This window comes from Zoogloea sp., from assembly GCF_023150065.1.
Classification (GTDB): Bacteria; Pseudomonadota; Gammaproteobacteria; order Burkholderiales; family Rhodocyclaceae; genus Zoogloea.
Genome location: NZ_JAKLLN010000032.1, coordinates 1 through 13,850, shown reverse-complemented (window position 1 = coordinate 13,850; position 13,850 = coordinate 1). Strand labels below are relative to the sequence as shown.

General features: G+C 66.3%; 13 protein-coding genes. 5 read left to right on the top strand and 8 right to left on the bottom strand.

The annotated features are described in order from the left end of the window. Positions 1-45 precede the first annotated feature (45 nt). The 3 genes from sucD to L6Q67_RS22055 form a co-directional block, all read right to left on the bottom strand. Entirely contained in the window at positions 46-939 is an 894-nt protein-coding gene (gene sucD, locus L6Q67_RS22065) for a succinate--CoA ligase subunit alpha (protein ID WP_296575072.1), read from the bottom strand. Positions 940-950: 11 nt separating this feature from the next. Further along, on the bottom strand, positions 951-2,111 hold the full coding sequence (sucC, locus tag L6Q67_RS22060; RefSeq protein WP_296405339.1) for an ADP-forming succinate--CoA ligase subunit beta: 1,161 nt from the start codon (positions 2,109-2,111) through the stop codon (positions 951-953). Between the two features lie 296 nt (positions 2,112-2,407). Further along, entirely contained in the window at positions 2,408-2,959 is a 552-nt protein-coding gene (locus L6Q67_RS22055; protein ID WP_296575069.1) for a DUF2889 domain-containing protein, read from the bottom strand. A gap of 215 nt (positions 2,960-3,174) precedes the next feature. Here L6Q67_RS22055 and L6Q67_RS22050 point away from each other — a divergent pair, with 215 nt between their 5' ends. Continuing rightward, positions 3,175-5,016 carry a hypothetical protein gene (locus L6Q67_RS22050; protein WP_296575066.1) on the top strand — a complete coding sequence of 614 codons (1,842 nt, stop codon included), beginning with the start codon at positions 3,175-3,177 and terminating at the stop codon, positions 5,014-5,016. A 4-nt stretch (positions 5,017-5,020) separates the two neighbouring features. On the opposite strand, the gene L6Q67_RS22045 is transcribed toward L6Q67_RS22050, so the two are convergent. Beyond that, complete coding sequence (locus tag L6Q67_RS22045; RefSeq protein WP_296575063.1) at positions 5,021-5,767, bottom strand: Nif3-like dinuclear metal center hexameric protein; 747 nt, start codon at positions 5,765-5,767, stop codon at positions 5,021-5,023. A 67-nt stretch (positions 5,768-5,834) separates the two neighbouring features. Here L6Q67_RS22045 and L6Q67_RS22040 point away from each other — a divergent pair, with 67 nt between their 5' ends. Further along, a complete protein-coding gene (locus L6Q67_RS22040) occupies positions 5,835-6,998 on the top strand; it encodes a Do family serine endopeptidase (RefSeq protein ID WP_296575061.1) in 1,164 nt (387 codons plus the stop codon). 11 nt (positions 6,999-7,009) lie between these two features. Here the strand turns inward: L6Q67_RS22040 and L6Q67_RS22035 are convergent, their stop codons facing one another. Next, positions 7,010-7,948 carry a LysR family transcriptional regulator gene (locus L6Q67_RS22035; RefSeq protein ID WP_296575058.1) on the bottom strand — a complete coding sequence of 313 codons (939 nt, stop codon included), beginning with the start codon at positions 7,946-7,948 and terminating at the stop codon, positions 7,010-7,012. An 85-nt stretch (positions 7,949-8,033) separates the two neighbouring features. On the opposite strand from L6Q67_RS22035, the gene L6Q67_RS22030 reads away from it, so the two are divergent. Beyond that, the gene (locus L6Q67_RS22030) at positions 8,034-9,509 is read left to right on the top strand and encodes an MFS transporter (protein ID WP_296575055.1); all 1,476 of its coding nucleotides are present in this window, start codon (positions 8,034-8,036) and stop codon (positions 9,507-9,509) included. Between the two features lie 42 nt (positions 9,510-9,551). Here the strand turns inward: L6Q67_RS22030 and L6Q67_RS22025 are convergent, their stop codons facing one another. The 3 genes from L6Q67_RS22025 to L6Q67_RS22015 are packed head-to-tail and all read right to left on the bottom strand — an operon-like array spanning position 9,552 to position 11,478. Beyond that, positions 9,552-10,577: a glyceraldehyde 3-phosphate dehydrogenase NAD-binding domain-containing protein gene (locus tag L6Q67_RS22025; protein ID WP_296575052.1), complete on the bottom strand. Its 1,026-nt coding sequence runs from the start codon at positions 10,575-10,577 to the stop codon at positions 9,552-9,554. Between the two features lie 47 nt (positions 10,578-10,624). Beyond that, positions 10,625-11,038 (bottom strand): DUF6691 family protein, encoded by a 414-nt coding sequence (locus L6Q67_RS22020; protein ID WP_296575047.1) that lies wholly within the window; start codon positions 11,036-11,038, stop codon positions 10,625-10,627. Further along, positions 11,035-11,478 (bottom strand): YeeE/YedE family protein, encoded by a 444-nt coding sequence (locus L6Q67_RS22015; RefSeq protein ID WP_296575042.1) that lies wholly within the window; start codon positions 11,476-11,478, stop codon positions 11,035-11,037. The genes L6Q67_RS22020 and L6Q67_RS22015 overlap by 4 nt, the downstream gene beginning before the upstream one ends. 304 nt (positions 11,479-11,782) lie before the next feature. Between L6Q67_RS22015 and L6Q67_RS22010 the strand changes: the two genes are divergently transcribed. Both L6Q67_RS22010 and L6Q67_RS22005 read left to right on the top strand, forming a co-directional pair. Next, positions 11,783-12,610: an HD domain-containing phosphohydrolase gene (locus tag L6Q67_RS22010; protein WP_296575037.1), complete on the top strand. Its 828-nt coding sequence runs from the start codon at positions 11,783-11,785 to the stop codon at positions 12,608-12,610. A 75-nt stretch (positions 12,611-12,685) separates the two neighbouring features. After that, positions 12,686-13,696 carry an LLM class flavin-dependent oxidoreductase gene (locus L6Q67_RS22005; protein WP_296575034.1) on the top strand — a complete coding sequence of 337 codons (1,011 nt, stop codon included), beginning with the start codon at positions 12,686-12,688 and terminating at the stop codon, positions 13,694-13,696. The last annotated feature ends 154 nt before the right edge of the window (positions 13,697-13,850 follow it).

Sequence of the window (13,850 nt, the reverse complement as noted above, 5' to 3'; positions counted from 1 at the left end):
CCGGGCATCAGCGCGGGCGCGGTGCGAATCAGGCTCGAAAGCCGATTACAGCATGGCCTTCAGCAGCTTGGCCATTTCGGACGGGTTGCGCGTCACGGTGAAGCCGCACTCTTCCATGATGGCGAGCTTGGCATCGGCCGTATCGGCACCGCCGGAGATCAGCGCGCCAGCATGGCCCATGCGCTTGCCCGCGGGGGCAGTCACACCGGCGATGAAGCCGACGATCGGCTTCTTCATGTTGGCCTTGCACCACTGGGCGGCTTCGGCTTCGTCCGGACCACCGATTTCACCGATCATGATGACGGCGTCGGTGTCGGGATCTTCGTTGAACATGCGCATCACGTCGATGTGCTTCAGACCGTTGATGGGGTCACCACCGATACCGACGGCGGAAGACTGGCCCAGACCGATTTCGGTCAGCTGGGCAACAGCTTCGTAGGTCAGGGTGCCGGAGCGGGAAACCACGCCGATGCGACCCTTGCGGTGAATGTGACCCGGCATGATGCCGATCTTGATTTCTTCCGGCGTGATGAGACCCGGGCAGTTGGGGCCCAGCAGCAGGGTTTCCTTGCCGCCGGCAGCAACCTTCTTCTTCATCTTGTTGCGCACTTCCAGCATGTCCCGGACGGGGATGCCTTCGGTGATGCAGATGGCCAGGTCGAGGTCGGCTTCAACGGCTTCCCAGATCGCGGCAGCGGCGCCAGCGGGCGGCACGTAGATCACGGACACGGTGGCGCCGGTCTCGGCGGCCGCTTCCTTGACGGAGGCGTAGATGGGGATGTCGAAGATCTTCTCGCCAGCCTTCTTGGGGTTCACGCCGGCAACGAAGCATTCCTTGCCGTTGGCGTATTCCTGGCACTTTTCCGTGTGGAACTGACCGGTCTTGCCGGTGATCCCCTGGGTGATGACCTTGGTGTCTTTGTTGATCAGGATGGACATTCGCTAACTCCTTACTTGACCGCGTCGACGATCTTCTGGGCCGCTTCGGCCATGGTGTCGGCAGCGATGATCGGGAGGCCCGAATCGCGCAGGATCTGCTTGCCGATCTCTTCGTTGGTGCCCTTCATGCGGACAACCAGCGGAACCGACAGATGCACTTCCTTGGCCGCAGTCACAACGCCGGTAGCGATGGTGTCGCAGCGCATGATGCCGCCGAAGATGTTGACGAGAATGCCCTTGACCTTGGGGTTCTTGAGCATGATCTTGAAGGCTTCGGTCACCTTCTCGGTGGTGGCACCGCCGCCCACGTCGAGGAAGTTGGCCGGCTCGGCACCGAACAGCTTGATGGTGTCCATGGTGGCCATCGCCAGACCGGCACCGTTCACCAGACAGCCGATGTTGCCGTCCAGGGAGATGTAGGCCAGATCGAACTTGGAGGCTTCGATTTCGTCGGCATCCTCTTCATCCAGATCGCGGAACTCGACGATCTCGGGATGACGGTAGAGGGCGTTGGAGTCGAAGTTGAACTTGGCGTCCAGAGCCTTGATGGTGCCGTTGCCTTCCAGGATCAGCGGGTTGATTTCCGCCAGGGAAGCATCGGTTTCCATGTAGGTGGTGTACAGCTTCTTGAGGGTGTCCACAGCCTGGGCGGTGGAGCCTTCGGGAACGCCGATACCGTTGGAGAGATACAGGGCCTGTTCGTCGGTCAGGCCGGTGGCCGGATCAACGAAGACCTTGAGGATCTTCTCGGGGGTGGAGTGAGCAACTTCCTCGATGTCCATACCGCCTTCGCTGGAGGCCATCATGGCGACCTTCTGCGTGGCGCGGTCGGTCAGCGCGGCAACGTAGTATTCCTTCTTGATGTCGGCGCCTTCCTCGATGAGCAGGCGACGCACCTTCTGGCCTTCCGGGCCGGTCTGGTGGGTGACCAGCTGCATGCCGAGGATCTGCCCGGCGTACTGGCGCACTTCGTCCAGGGACTTGGCGACCTTGACGCCACCGCCCTTGCCACGGCCGCCGGCGTGGATCTGAGCCTTGACGACCCAGACCTTGCCGCCCAGCGTTTCCGCTGCCTTGACTGCCTCATCGACTGAGAAGCACGGCACGCCGCGCGGCGTCGTGACGCCAAATTTTCTCAGGATTTCCTTGCCCTGATATTCGTGAATTTTCATGGTTGCCCTTCGATCGAAGTCTTGGCCTTATAAAGGCCGCTCACGCTTGGTTGATGGGACTCTTCGGAGCACGCATGCGCTCCGCGATACATACGCCGTTCTCCCTCGTCCAGCGTACGCACCGCTCCGCCCTTTCATGCGCCTGATCACCATTGAACAGGCTCAGAAAAAGGGCGGTCCTGACACCGCAACACCCCGGACATGCCGAGCTACTCCGGATTACGGATCAAAGGATTATATACGAAAGAGAACGCGCGACCGGTTTCACGCTGCAGTGCACATTTTCATCTCGCAGCTCACTCCGCTGCGGGGCCCCGATACCAGCGCGGGTAGTAACGCATGACAGTCTCGGAGGTCGTCTCCAGCGCATGACAGCGATCCAGCTGGAAGGGCTTTTCGCCGTCGTCCTCATTGTCGCGGCGGAAGGTGGCGAAAGTCTGGATGGCAGCGGTGGGCAGGGACAGCAGCAACTCGGTCAGGTGCGAACACCCTCTCACATCCGCAAACATCTCGCCGACCGTGCGCCGGAACCCCCTAACCAGGTTCAGGCCGATGAGCTGACGATAGGCCGGCCCGATGGTGTCGCAGCCGCCAGGATAGGGAACCCAGTCGGACACGGCCTCCACATCGACAATAAAGAATGCAGGATCGATGGTCACACGCACCAGCAGGTCGTGCACAGGGTCACCAACCCGGCGGACGCCGGACGCGATGGGGTAATCAACATCCTTGAGATCGGTGATGCGGGCATCCAGGTCGAGGAGACCATCGTCACGCATGAACCCCTGGATTTCTATCCGGCGGGTATGAACGCGGGTTCGCCGGGAGGCGGGCTCGGAAAGGGGCATGGCAGTAAGGCGAAGAAAATCGATCAGGCAAAATAAGGTAAAAAAAGGCGTGCACGGCACCACCTGCAACACTCCACGCCTCCAGCGGCCGACAAGTCGGCGCGGCAGGCTGCAAACTTCTTTAGAATACTGTAGCTTCGGCCATGGCGCGAAGGTTCCGCCATAGCCCAACATACCCACAAGGCCACCTTAGCCGGATGTCCAACGTCCCCTTGATGAACCGCGCGCGCAAAACAATCCCCTTCCTGATCGCGACGCTTGCCCCTTTCTGCGGAGCCGCCGCCCACGCTGCCGGCCTTGGCGAGCTCACCACCCACTCGTCCCTGGGAGAACCCTTGCGTGCCGAAGTGAGGCTGATGCGGGCACCGGGAGAGGAGATCGACGCGAACTGCATCAAGGCGATCCCCGGCAGCAGCGACGACATGCCGTGGATTCACAATGCACGGATCCGACTCGCCGGCGACCGCCTGCTGGTCACCACACGCGACCCCGTCAATCACCCCATCGCCATGCTCGGCCTGCGGGTTGCATGCGGCTACGAGCTCCGCCGGGAATTCACACTCCTGCTGTCTCCCCCAACAGTCGGCAGCACGGCTCCCGTGATTGCCCCCTCCGTCGCAGCCCCGGGCCAGGGCCCAGCCGAGGCGTCAGCCGCAGCCGCCCCAAGCCGCCGCGCGACGACTGGCCCTGCTGCGGTGTCGCACAGCCCCCGCCCGAGCGCAGCCGTCTCGCCCCGCCCCGCCCCGGCATCAGCCAAAGCCGCACCCCCAGCACGCCCGGCCGGACTGACGCCACCTGCGGCCACCACACCGCTTCGCACCCCTGCGGCACGCGCCCCCGAACCCGCCCGCCAAGACCGTCTCGTCATCGGAGCCGGCGACGAAGCCAGCCTTGTGCCGCTGCGCATGTCCGCGCAGCTCGCCAACCCACCGAAGAGTGAAGACAGCAGCGCCCCGCCGACCCCGCGCAGCCAAGAACAGCGCACCCTGGCCGAGATCGACGACCGCATTGCGGCCCAGCTCGAACTTGACGAGAAGATAAAGCGCCTGGAGGAATACCAGGCCCTGCTCAAGGAAAGAGTGGCCCAGCTCGACCAGAACGGCAAACCCGCCATTGCGCCCGCACCTGCGCCGGCGCAAGCCACACCGTCAGCCGGCCCGCAGGCCGAGACGGATGGCATGCAGGCACTACTTGAACAATGGACCGCCCCGGTCGCCGGCCTTCTCGCCGTGCTGCTGGGCGGTGGAGCACTGATCTACCTGCGGCGTCGGCGCAACACCACCGATGCCCCCACCCTGAGCGAGCCCGAGTTCCACACCACGCTGCAGCACCCGGGCCACACGGCCGCCGTCGGGCCGGACCTCGACCTTGCACAGCCCCCTTCCGTGACAGACGTCAAGGCCGCCTCGTCCCTTCCCGAGATGCGGGCATCCGCTGCCCCTCGCAGCCAGCCGGCAGTGCAGGCCGACGCCAGCGCCGAATGGTCCGAGCCCACCTTCGCCCCGGCGCACCCCATTCCCTTCGACGAGAACGTAGACGAGCATGATTCAGCCCTCGAGCTGGCCGAGATCATGATGTCCTTCGGGCGCACCCAGGGTGCCGCCGAGACCCTTGCCGACTACATCCGCAACAACCCCCGGCAGGCGGTCAAGCCCTGGCTCAAGCTGCTCGAGGTGTATCACGTGGCCGGCATGCGTGCCGAATTCGAAGCCCTGACGCGCCAGCTCAACAAGACCTTCAACGTCAAGATGATCAGCTGGAGCGACTTCAAGACGATCCACGGCGGCGCCGACACGGTCGAACAGATGCCCCACGTCATCCAGCGCCTGCAGGATCTGTGGGGCACCCAGGAAGCCCAGACCTACATCCACCAGATCCTCCGCGACAACCGCAACGGCACCCGCCAGGGCTTCCCCCTGACGGTCGTCGAGGAGCTGCTGCTGCTGCTCGCCATCCTCGATGACGAACTCGGCACCTACAAGCCGCCCTCCGAGCTGAGTCTGGTGGACATGGAGCCCCCCCCCAGCGCAGAAGACCGGAGCAACGCCGCAGCCTGAGCCTTCAGACCGGGTTATCCACCTCCACGAAAGCCACCTCCAGCCCAAAGCGCTCCGCCAAGTGGGCGCCCAGCGCCTGCACCCCGTAGCGCTCGCTGGCATGATGGCCGACCGCCAGGTAAGTCACCCCCGACTCCCGCGCCAGGTGGGTGGTCTGCTCCGAAGCCTCTCCAGAAACAAAACAGTCCACACCGCAGGCAATCGCCTGCTCGAAGTAGCCTTGGGCACCCCCGGTGCACCAGGCAATCCGCTCAACCGTGCGCGCGGGGTCACCCAGCAGGAGCGGCGCCCGCCCGAGCCGGGCCGCCACCTGCCGGGCCAGCAGCTCGCCCGACATCGCGTGGGGCGCACGCCCCGTCCAGCCGATGTCCTGCTCACCGAAACGCCCCTCCGGCATCCAGCCCATCAAGCGCGCCAACTGGGCGTTATTGCCCAGTTCGGGATGGGCATCCAGGGGCAGGTGATAGGCAAACAGATTGATGTCACGGCTCAGCAGCGTACCGAGACGCTTGCGGCGCAACCCGGTGATCACCCCGTCCTCACCACGCCAGAAATACCCGTGATGCACCAGTACCGCATCCGCATCCCGGGCCACGGCCGCATCGAGCAGGGCCTGACTGGCCGTCACCCCACACACCACGCGCCGGATCTCAGCGCGTCCTTCCACCTGCAACCCGTTTGGGCAATAATCCCTGAAGCGCCCGACTTCGAGCAGATTGTCGAGATAACGCTGCAATTCGGCTCTTTCCATGGCCGCCTCTCCTTGAAACCAAGCACTCCGGCTGCGCACCCGCGCGCCACCTGCAAGCCATTTTACGATGCATCGCCTGTGGATTATCTTTGCCCAAGCCGTCACGGTCTCGGTGGCCGTGCTGTTTGTGGTCAGCACACTCAAACCCGAGTGGACCGGCGAGCGCCCCGCCCTGCCCTCCGTCACCATTCAGGAAAGCATCGCGCCGGCCAGCGTCGCAGGCGGGCGTCCGGTCGCGTCCTACTCCGACGCAGCCCGCGCCGCCTTGCCGGCGGTGGTACACATCTTCACCAGCAAAGAGGTCAAGGCCCAGCGCCACCCCTTTGCCGACGACCCCCTGTTCCGCCACTTCTTCGGTGACCGCCTCGACAACCGACCCCAGCAGCGCGCCTCGGGCCTTGGCTCCGGGGTGATCGTCTCGCCCGAAGGCTATGTGCTGACCAACAACCATGTCATCGAAGCCGCCGACGAGATCGAAGTGGCCCTCAATGACGGCCGCAAGCTGCCGGCACGCATCGTCGGCCGCGATCCGGAATCCGATCTGGCCGTGCTGCAGATCAAATCCGACGGCAAGCTCAAGGCCATCACCTTCGGCCGCACCGAACAGCTCCACGTGGGCGATGTGGTGCTCGCCATCGGCAACCCCTTCGGTGTCGGCCAGACCGTCACCATGGGCATCGTCTCGGCCCTCGGCCGCTCCCACCTGGGCATCAACACCTTCGAGGACTTCATCCAGACCGACGCAGCCATCAACCCGGGCAATTCCGGTGGCGCCCTCATCGACAGCGCCGGCACCCTGGTGGGCATCAACGCCGCCATCTATTCCCGCTCAGGCGGCTCTCTGGGCATCGGCTTCGCCATCCCAGTCTCCCTGGCCCGCAGCGTGATGGAGCAGATCATCCAGAACGGGTCGGTAACGCGGGGCTGGATCGGCGTCGAAGTTCAGGCCATCACCGCCGAACTGGCCGACTCCTTCGGCATGGCCTCCAGCGAAGGCACCCTGATCTCCGGCGTCATGCGTGGCAGCCCCGCCGAGCGGGCCGGCGTGAAGCCGGGTGACGTCCTGCTGGCCGTCGAGGGCCGCAAGGTGAATGATCCCCAGGCCATGCTGGAAGCCATCGCCGCCCTTGCACCGGGGCGCAAGGCGGGCTTCGAACTGCGCCGGGGCAAGGAGAAGCTCGATCTCAAGGTGGAGATCGGGCGTCGTCCGGCCCTCTCCCGGGCCGACTGACCCGCGCCTCCTCAGCCTCCCGCCGCCACCCACTCTGCAACGCTGTCCGCGAGCAGACCGGCCACGAAGCCGGTCAGCGGATCGCTACGCTCCCGGCGGTGGCGCACCAGGCTGATCGGCAGGCTCAAGCCTGCGATGCGCAGGGGCTCGAAACGCAGGTCCGTATGAGCCAGAAACATCCGGGCCAGCATGTCGGGCAGGATCGCCACCAGCGGGCTGCGCTTCAGCACAAACGGAATCGACAAGGGCATGGCACTGCGGGCCACCACCTGACGGCTCAGCCCCTGGGCCTTGAAGATCCGGTCCACCAGCCCCGGCGGCTCCCCCACGTAATTGGTGTGGATATGCGGCAGCCCTGCCAGGTCCGCCAGCGTCGGGCCGGGCGGCACCTGGATCAGGGCGGGGTTGAAGACGCACGAAAAGCCCGACTCATGCAGCGCCAGCCCCTCATGCACTTCCCGCAGTTGAGGGAAATGCCCCACCACGAGGGTCACCGCTCCCGCGTCCAGTTGCTCCAGCTGGCGTGAGGCCGGGATGGGCAATACCGACAGGATCAGGCCTGGCGCCCTTTCCCGCAGGCGCGCCACCAGGCCGGGCAACAGCAAGGCCTCAAGAGGATCGGTGAGGGCGATGCGCACGCGCCCCTCCGCCGCGGCCGGGTCGAAACTCCGGGCGCCACGGGCCAGTTGCTGGATGTCGTCGAGCACCTGCCTGACTGCCCCCGCCAGCGCCAGGGCCCGGGGCGTCGGCCGCATCACCGCGCCCTCACGAAACAGGATGTCGTCACCGAAGGTCTCGCGCAGGCGCGCCAGCGCATGGCTCATGGCGGGCTGCCCCACGTAAAGACGGGCGGCGGCACGGCTGACGCTGGCCTCGCTGACCAGCGCATCGAAGGCCACCAGAAGATTGAGATCCAGGCGACGGAAGGCCGCGTAGTCAATATCGATCATATTGATATTATCAATCAACAAGATCGATTTGAGACATTCAACCTCGCCGCCTAGACTCGAATCACCTTCTTGTACGGCCCCGCCCATGAACGCCGACCCCGCCCTCGTCCTGCCCCGCGCCAGCCAGCCGCCACTCAGTGTCAGGGATCTGCTGTGGGTGATCGCCGCCGTCACCGGCATCGAATTCGTGGAGACCGGCATGGTCACCTTTGCCGCCGCCCCCATCATGGGTGGGCTGGGCATCGACGCCCGGGGCTTTGCCATGGCCTGGACCGTCTACGGCGTGGGCGCCATCTTCATGCTCTACAAGCACCAGTGGGTCGTCGAGCGCATCGGCTACCGGGATTTCATCCTCGCCTCCCTCGGGGTCTTTGCCCTTGGGGCGCTGCTCTGCGCCACCGCCAGCGGGCCGGGCCAGTTCACCCTTGGCCGGGCCCTGCAAGGGGCGGCGGGAGCCACCTTTTTCACGGCAGGCCGCATGCAGATCAACCGCCTGCCGGAGGCAGCACGCTTCTCCGGGCTGCTCACCTTCATCGGCACCCTGCTGGGCGGCGCGGCCCTCGCACCGGTACTGGCCGCCGGGTTGATGGCTGCCGGCGGATGGCAGGCCGTCTTCTGGGTGATGCTGCCCCTGGCGGCCGCCCTTGCCGCCTTTCTGGCTCCCCGCCTGCCCCGGGACACGGTAGCCCCGGAAGCCCGCAGCCGCGAACACTGGGGCTGGCTGATCGGGCTTGTGGTGGCGGTGTTCGCGCTCCAGTACTCCATCCAGGCCCTGCAGTTCAGCCTGTTCTCGGCGCCGAAGCCCGTGCTGGCCATCGGCGCCGCGGCCATCGCGGCCTTGAGCCTGTTTGCGGCCCGGCAATGGCGGCGGGAGCACCCGCTGATCGACTACCGGCGACTCTTCCAGCAGCGTTATCTACTGGGCATCCTGTTCTATTTCTTCGGCTACTTCCTGATCGGCCTGAGCGGCTTCCTGATGCCCATCCTGTTCCAGCACGGGCTCGGACTCGACATGGGCAGCACGGCCTGGATGCTGAGCGGCGCGATGAGCTGCAGCGTGCTCGCGGCCCTGGCCCACGCCCGCCTGGCACGCCACTGGCCGCGCCTGCGCCCCTTCATGCTCGCCGGCCTGGCCCTGATCTGCATCGGCAACCTGTGGCTGGGCCTGTCGGCAGGCACGGGAGACTGGCGGGCACTGATCCTGCCGGCCCTGCTCACCGGGCTGGCCCTGCCAATCTACATGGGGCCGGTGGCCTTCGGCACCTTTGTGCGCATTGATCCGGCGGTGTTCTCCCACGCCTACCAGGTGAAGAACATCGTCCGGCAGCTGGGCCTGTCGTCGGCCATCACCAGCGGCTCGGTGCTGCTGGAGTGGCGCTACGCCGCCCACCTGGACCCGGGCAGCCCTTCCGGGGAGTGGATCACACGCCTCCACGACAGCCTGGCCGTCCCCCTCGCGTCGCCGGCCCTTGCCCAGGCCTGCGCCGATGCCTTCATGGCCTGCGGCGTACTGGCCGGTGGGATATTCCTGATCGTGGCCATCCAGCGCGCCTTCCGTTAGAGCCTGCCGGAAATCCTCCGGTGAGCCGGTGGGCACAGGCCCTCAGGCCATGCGCTGTCCCCAGAAGGCCACCACGTCGATCATCCGGTTGGCAAAGCCCCACTCGTTGTCGAACCACACCAGCAGGTTGAGCAGGCGATCACCGCTCACGCGGGTCTGACCGCCATCGATGATGGCCGAGTGCGGGCTGTGGTTGAAATCGATGGAGGCGTGAGGCCGATCGGTATACATCATGCGTCCGGCACCACCGCCCTCGGCCGCCCCCCGCAGCAGTGCCTTGACCTCTGCCGCATCCGTACCGCGGCGCAGGGTGGCCACCAGGTCGATGGCCGACACATTCACCACCGGCACCCGGATGGCCTTCGACTCGATCCGCCCGGCCAGCCCCGGCAACATCCGCTGCACTCCCCGGGCCAGGCCCGTGGACACCGGGATCATCGACTGCATGGCCGAGCGGGTGCGGTGCAGATCGGTGTGGTGGTAGCCGTCGATCAGGGGCTGATCGTTCATCACCGAATGCAGGGTCGTGAGCATGGCATGCTCCAGCCCAAAGGCCTCGTCCAGGATGGACAGCACCGGCACGATGGCATTGGTGGTACAGGACGCCGCCGAGACGATGCGCTCCGCCCCGCTCAGCAGCGTGTGATTCATGCCAAAAACGATGGTCTGATCCACGTCCTCCGCCGTCTGCCCCGGGTGGGACAACAGCAGGCGCCGGCACCCGGCAGCCAGAAATCGCTCCAGATCGTGGCGATGGCTGTAGCGGCCGGACGCCTCGACCAGCACATCCACCCCCAGTTCGCCCCAGGCCACGCCTTCAGGCGTATCGGCATGAAAGACCTGGATCGTCCGCCCATCGATGCGCAGGCTACCCGGCTCCACCTCCACCGTGCCCGGAAAGCAGCCATGGGTCGAGTCGAAGCGCGTCAGGTAGGCCATGCTCTCCAGGTCGGCCGGCTCATTGATGGCCACCACCTCGAAGTGCTCACGCACCGGAGAGGCCAGCAAGGCCCTCAGGAAACACCGCCCGATCCGTCCGTAGCCGTTGATTGCAATCCGCAAAGCCATGCCCGTCATCCTGTCCTGTTCGCCGGCCGCCACCTGGCAGCCGGGCCCTAAGCCCGTCGCAACTCCCGCGCCCCGTACCGGTTGCCGAGAGCCATTCCAAGCCCCATCGCCACCACATAACCCAGGGCCTCGCCACTGCCACCACCGGCCACCACCAGGGCCGGCCCCGGGCAGTAGCCCGATAGCCCCCAGCCAATCCCGAAAAGCACGCTCCCGACAATCAGGCGCCCCTCCACCGGGCCGTGGGGCGCCGGCGGACGCCGCCGCCGGGCCAGCTGAAACACCGGCAAGGCCACGGCGATCGCCCCGCCCATCACCAGCGCCAGCGACGGATCCCAGCGCCCGCCCACGTCCAGGAAAGCCTGCACCTTGGCCGGGGCCACCATCTCCGACACGATCAGCCCGACACCAAACAGCAGCCCGGCCACCAGTGGCAGCAGCCACGCCAGCAGACGACTCATGATGCCTCTCCGGACAGCAATCGCAGCACGGTCACGGTGACCATCCCCGAGGCCATGAAACACAATACCGCCACCAGCGAACGGGGTGACAGGCGCGACAGGCCGCACACCCCGTGACCGCTGGTGCAACCGCGGGCAATCCGCGTGCCGTAGCCGGTCAGCAGACCGGCAACGAACAGCACCGGCCAGGACACCCCGAAGCGCGCTTCTCCACCGCCCACCGCCAGCCCTGGTACCACCCAGGGCGCCGCCAGCAATCCGGCCAGAAAGGCCAGCCGCCAGCCCATGCCATCACGAGCGCCGCTGAGGACCTCACCAAAAATTCCGCTGATGCCGGCGATCCGGCGGCTGCCGATGAACAGGATTCCCGCTGCGAGCCCGATCAATGCCCCGCCGCCAAGGGACGCCAAGGGCGTGAAATGAGCCCAGTCGATGGTCATCAGGGAAACCCTCCGCAGTGGGCAGGCCGGCCCGCAAGCCCGGCGCTGCATCCGAAAGGGCGCGAGTGTACCCCGGACTCGGCCCCGAAACCCACCCGCTGGAGCGCGTCAGATCACGCCTCGAGGGGCAGTTCAGGCGGCGCGGGGGCAGCCTGCAGACCTGCGCAATAGTTGGCGAATCACTTCAGCAATCGTGCAAGCCGTGGCGAATTTAACGTATTTAACGTTTAGACATGAACTACATTGCACGGGAGTTCCCAGCCATCCCGGATGCCATGCCCTCGAAAGGCCCGATCCGACAACCATGACGCCCCAAGCCAAGACTCCCCTCGACCTCCCCCCCATGCCCCCGTTCGAGCGCCTCACCCGGCTGCTCGAAGAAGCGGAACACGAGACCGCCTCCGCCCGCGCCCAGCTCGAGCAGGCCCATGGCCAGATGGCAGTCATCCAGCGGGAAAGGGACCGGGCGGTCAGCACCATTCGCAAGCTCAACCGGGAAGCCTTCTTCGATCTCGCCCGCCGTGCCGAACAGCGGGACGGCGAGTCCCCACTGCACACGGCCCGGATCGGCGCCTACTCCGGCCTGATCGCCGCCAGCCTCGGCTGTACGGAAACCTGGTGCGAGCTGATCGACAGCGCCGCCCAGATGCACGACATCGGCAAGATCGGCATCCACGACAGCATCCTCAGCAAAACCGGCCCGCTCACCACCGAAGAATGGCGCCTGATGCGCGAGCATCCGCGGATCGGCGCGGCCATCATCGGCCAGTCGGACGAACCCCTGCTCCAGCTCGCCGGCGAAATCGCCATGACCCACCACGAGCACTACAACGGCGCCGGCTACCCTCTGGGCCTGTGCGGTCGGGACATCCCCCTGGCGGGGCGTATCGTCGCCGTCGCCGATTTCTTCGATGCCCTGACCCACGACCGCAGCTATCGCAAGGCCCTGCCCGTGGATACCGTGCTCTCCATGATCCGCGAACGACGCGGCGAACAGTTCGACCCGCAGGTGGTCGATGCCTTCATGAGCATCGCCGAGCAGATCAAGCAGACCCGCCAGAGCATGGTCGAAAAAGAGCGCGTCTATCAGGCCACCGACGGCTGGGACGGCGACTGGTGGATGCTCGCCTGAGGCCGCCAGAAGCGCCCTGACATCCCCCAGCCGCGGCACTTCCCTGCCGCGGTCTTCTGACGGACACTGGCGGGCATGAATACCACCTCCACTCCGCCCGTCCCCCTCTCCTTTCTCGACCTGGTTGCCGTCCGTGAAGGCGGTACGGTAGCCGACGCCCTGGCCATCTCCCTGCGCACGGCCCGCCATGCCGAAGCCCTCGGTTTCACCCGCTACTGGCTGGCCGAGCACCACAACATGGCCGGCATCGCCAGCTCGGCCACCGCCGTGCTGGTGGGGCACATTGCCGGCGGCACCCGGAGCATCCGGGTCGGATCCGGCGGCGTCATGCTGCCCAACCACGCGCCGCTCGTGGTGGCTGAAGCCTTTGGCACCCTCGCCGAACTCTACCCCGGGCGGATCGATCTGGGCCTCGGACGCGCTCCCGGCACCGACGGGCTGACCATGCGCGCCCTGCGCCGGGACCGCATCGAGCGGGAAGAGGACTTCCCCCGCGACGTGGCCGAGCTGCAGCACCTGCTGGCCCCGGCCGAACCCGGCCAGCAGCTCATCGCCATGCCCGGCGCGGGCACCCGGGTACCCATCTGGCTGCTTGGCTCCAGCCTCTTCTCGGCACGGCTGGCCGCGGCCCGGGGCCTGCCCTACGCCTTTGCGTCCCACTTTGCGCCGCGCCTGCTGCTGCAGGCCGTCGAACTGTACCGCCGCGAATTCCAGCCCTCGGCCCAGCTCGCCGCCCCCTACGTGATCATCGGCGTCCCGCTGATCGCCGCTCCCAGCGACGAGGAAGCCGACTTTCTCGCCAGCAGCACCTTCCGGCGCGTGCTGGGCATCTTGCGTGGCGACCGGCGACGCCTGCAGCCCCCGGAAGAGAACTTCATGGCCGGCTTGCATCCGGAAGAACGCGCCGCCATCGGCGACTTCCTCGGCGCCGCCGTCATCGGCGGCCCGGACACCGTGCGCGACGGCCTGGCCCGCCTGCTGGCCGCCACGGGCGCCGATGAGCTGATGCTGGTCTGCGACATCTTCGATCCCGACCTGCGCCTGCGCGCCCTGGACCTGGCCGTTGCGGCCCGCGATACGCTGTAAAAGACGTAACGGTCCACGACAAGCCACTCATCACCGCCCCCCAGCAAGGGGCGGCGCTTGAACGAAATCGACAATGCAATCGGGATAGGGGCGGTCAGATAATCTGACCGTTCCCCTCCCACACCACCCGGCATGCGGGTCCGCACCGGGCGGT

Excerpts from the sequence above, each read along its gene's own strand:
- sucD (WP_296575072.1), bottom strand. The coding sequence starts at position 939 with ATGTCCATCCTGATCAACAAAGACACCAAGGTCATCACCCAGGGGATC.
- sucC (WP_296405339.1), bottom strand. The coding sequence starts at position 2,111 with ATGAAAATTCACGAATATCAGGGCAAGGAAATCCTGAGAAAATTTGGC.
- L6Q67_RS22055 (WP_296575069.1), bottom strand. The coding sequence starts at position 2,959 with ATGCCCCTTTCCGAGCCCGCCTCCCGGCGAACCCGCGTTCATACCCGC.
- L6Q67_RS22050 (WP_296575066.1), top strand. The coding sequence starts at position 3,175 with ATGAACCGCGCGCGCAAAACAATCCCCTTCCTGATCGCGACGCTTGCC.
- L6Q67_RS22045 (WP_296575063.1), bottom strand. The coding sequence starts at position 5,767 with ATGGAAAGAGCCGAATTGCAGCGTTATCTCGACAATCTGCTCGAAGTC.
- L6Q67_RS22040 (WP_296575061.1), top strand. The coding sequence starts at position 5,835 with ATGCATCGCCTGTGGATTATCTTTGCCCAAGCCGTCACGGTCTCGGTG.
- L6Q67_RS22035 (WP_296575058.1), bottom strand. The coding sequence starts at position 7,948 with ATGATCGATATTGACTACGCGGCCTTCCGTCGCCTGGATCTCAATCTT.
- L6Q67_RS22030 (WP_296575055.1), top strand. The coding sequence starts at position 8,034 with ATGAACGCCGACCCCGCCCTCGTCCTGCCCCGCGCCAGCCAGCCGCCA.
- L6Q67_RS22025 (WP_296575052.1), bottom strand. The coding sequence starts at position 10,577 with ATGGCTTTGCGGATTGCAATCAACGGCTACGGACGGATCGGGCGGTGT.
- L6Q67_RS22020 (WP_296575047.1), bottom strand. The coding sequence starts at position 11,038 with ATGAGTCGTCTGCTGGCGTGGCTGCTGCCACTGGTGGCCGGGCTGCTG.
- L6Q67_RS22015 (WP_296575042.1), bottom strand. The coding sequence starts at position 11,478 with ATGACCATCGACTGGGCTCATTTCACGCCCTTGGCGTCCCTTGGCGGC.
- L6Q67_RS22010 (WP_296575037.1), top strand. The coding sequence starts at position 11,783 with ATGACGCCCCAAGCCAAGACTCCCCTCGACCTCCCCCCCATGCCCCCG.
- L6Q67_RS22005 (WP_296575034.1), top strand. The coding sequence starts at position 12,686 with ATGAATACCACCTCCACTCCGCCCGTCCCCCTCTCCTTTCTCGACCTG.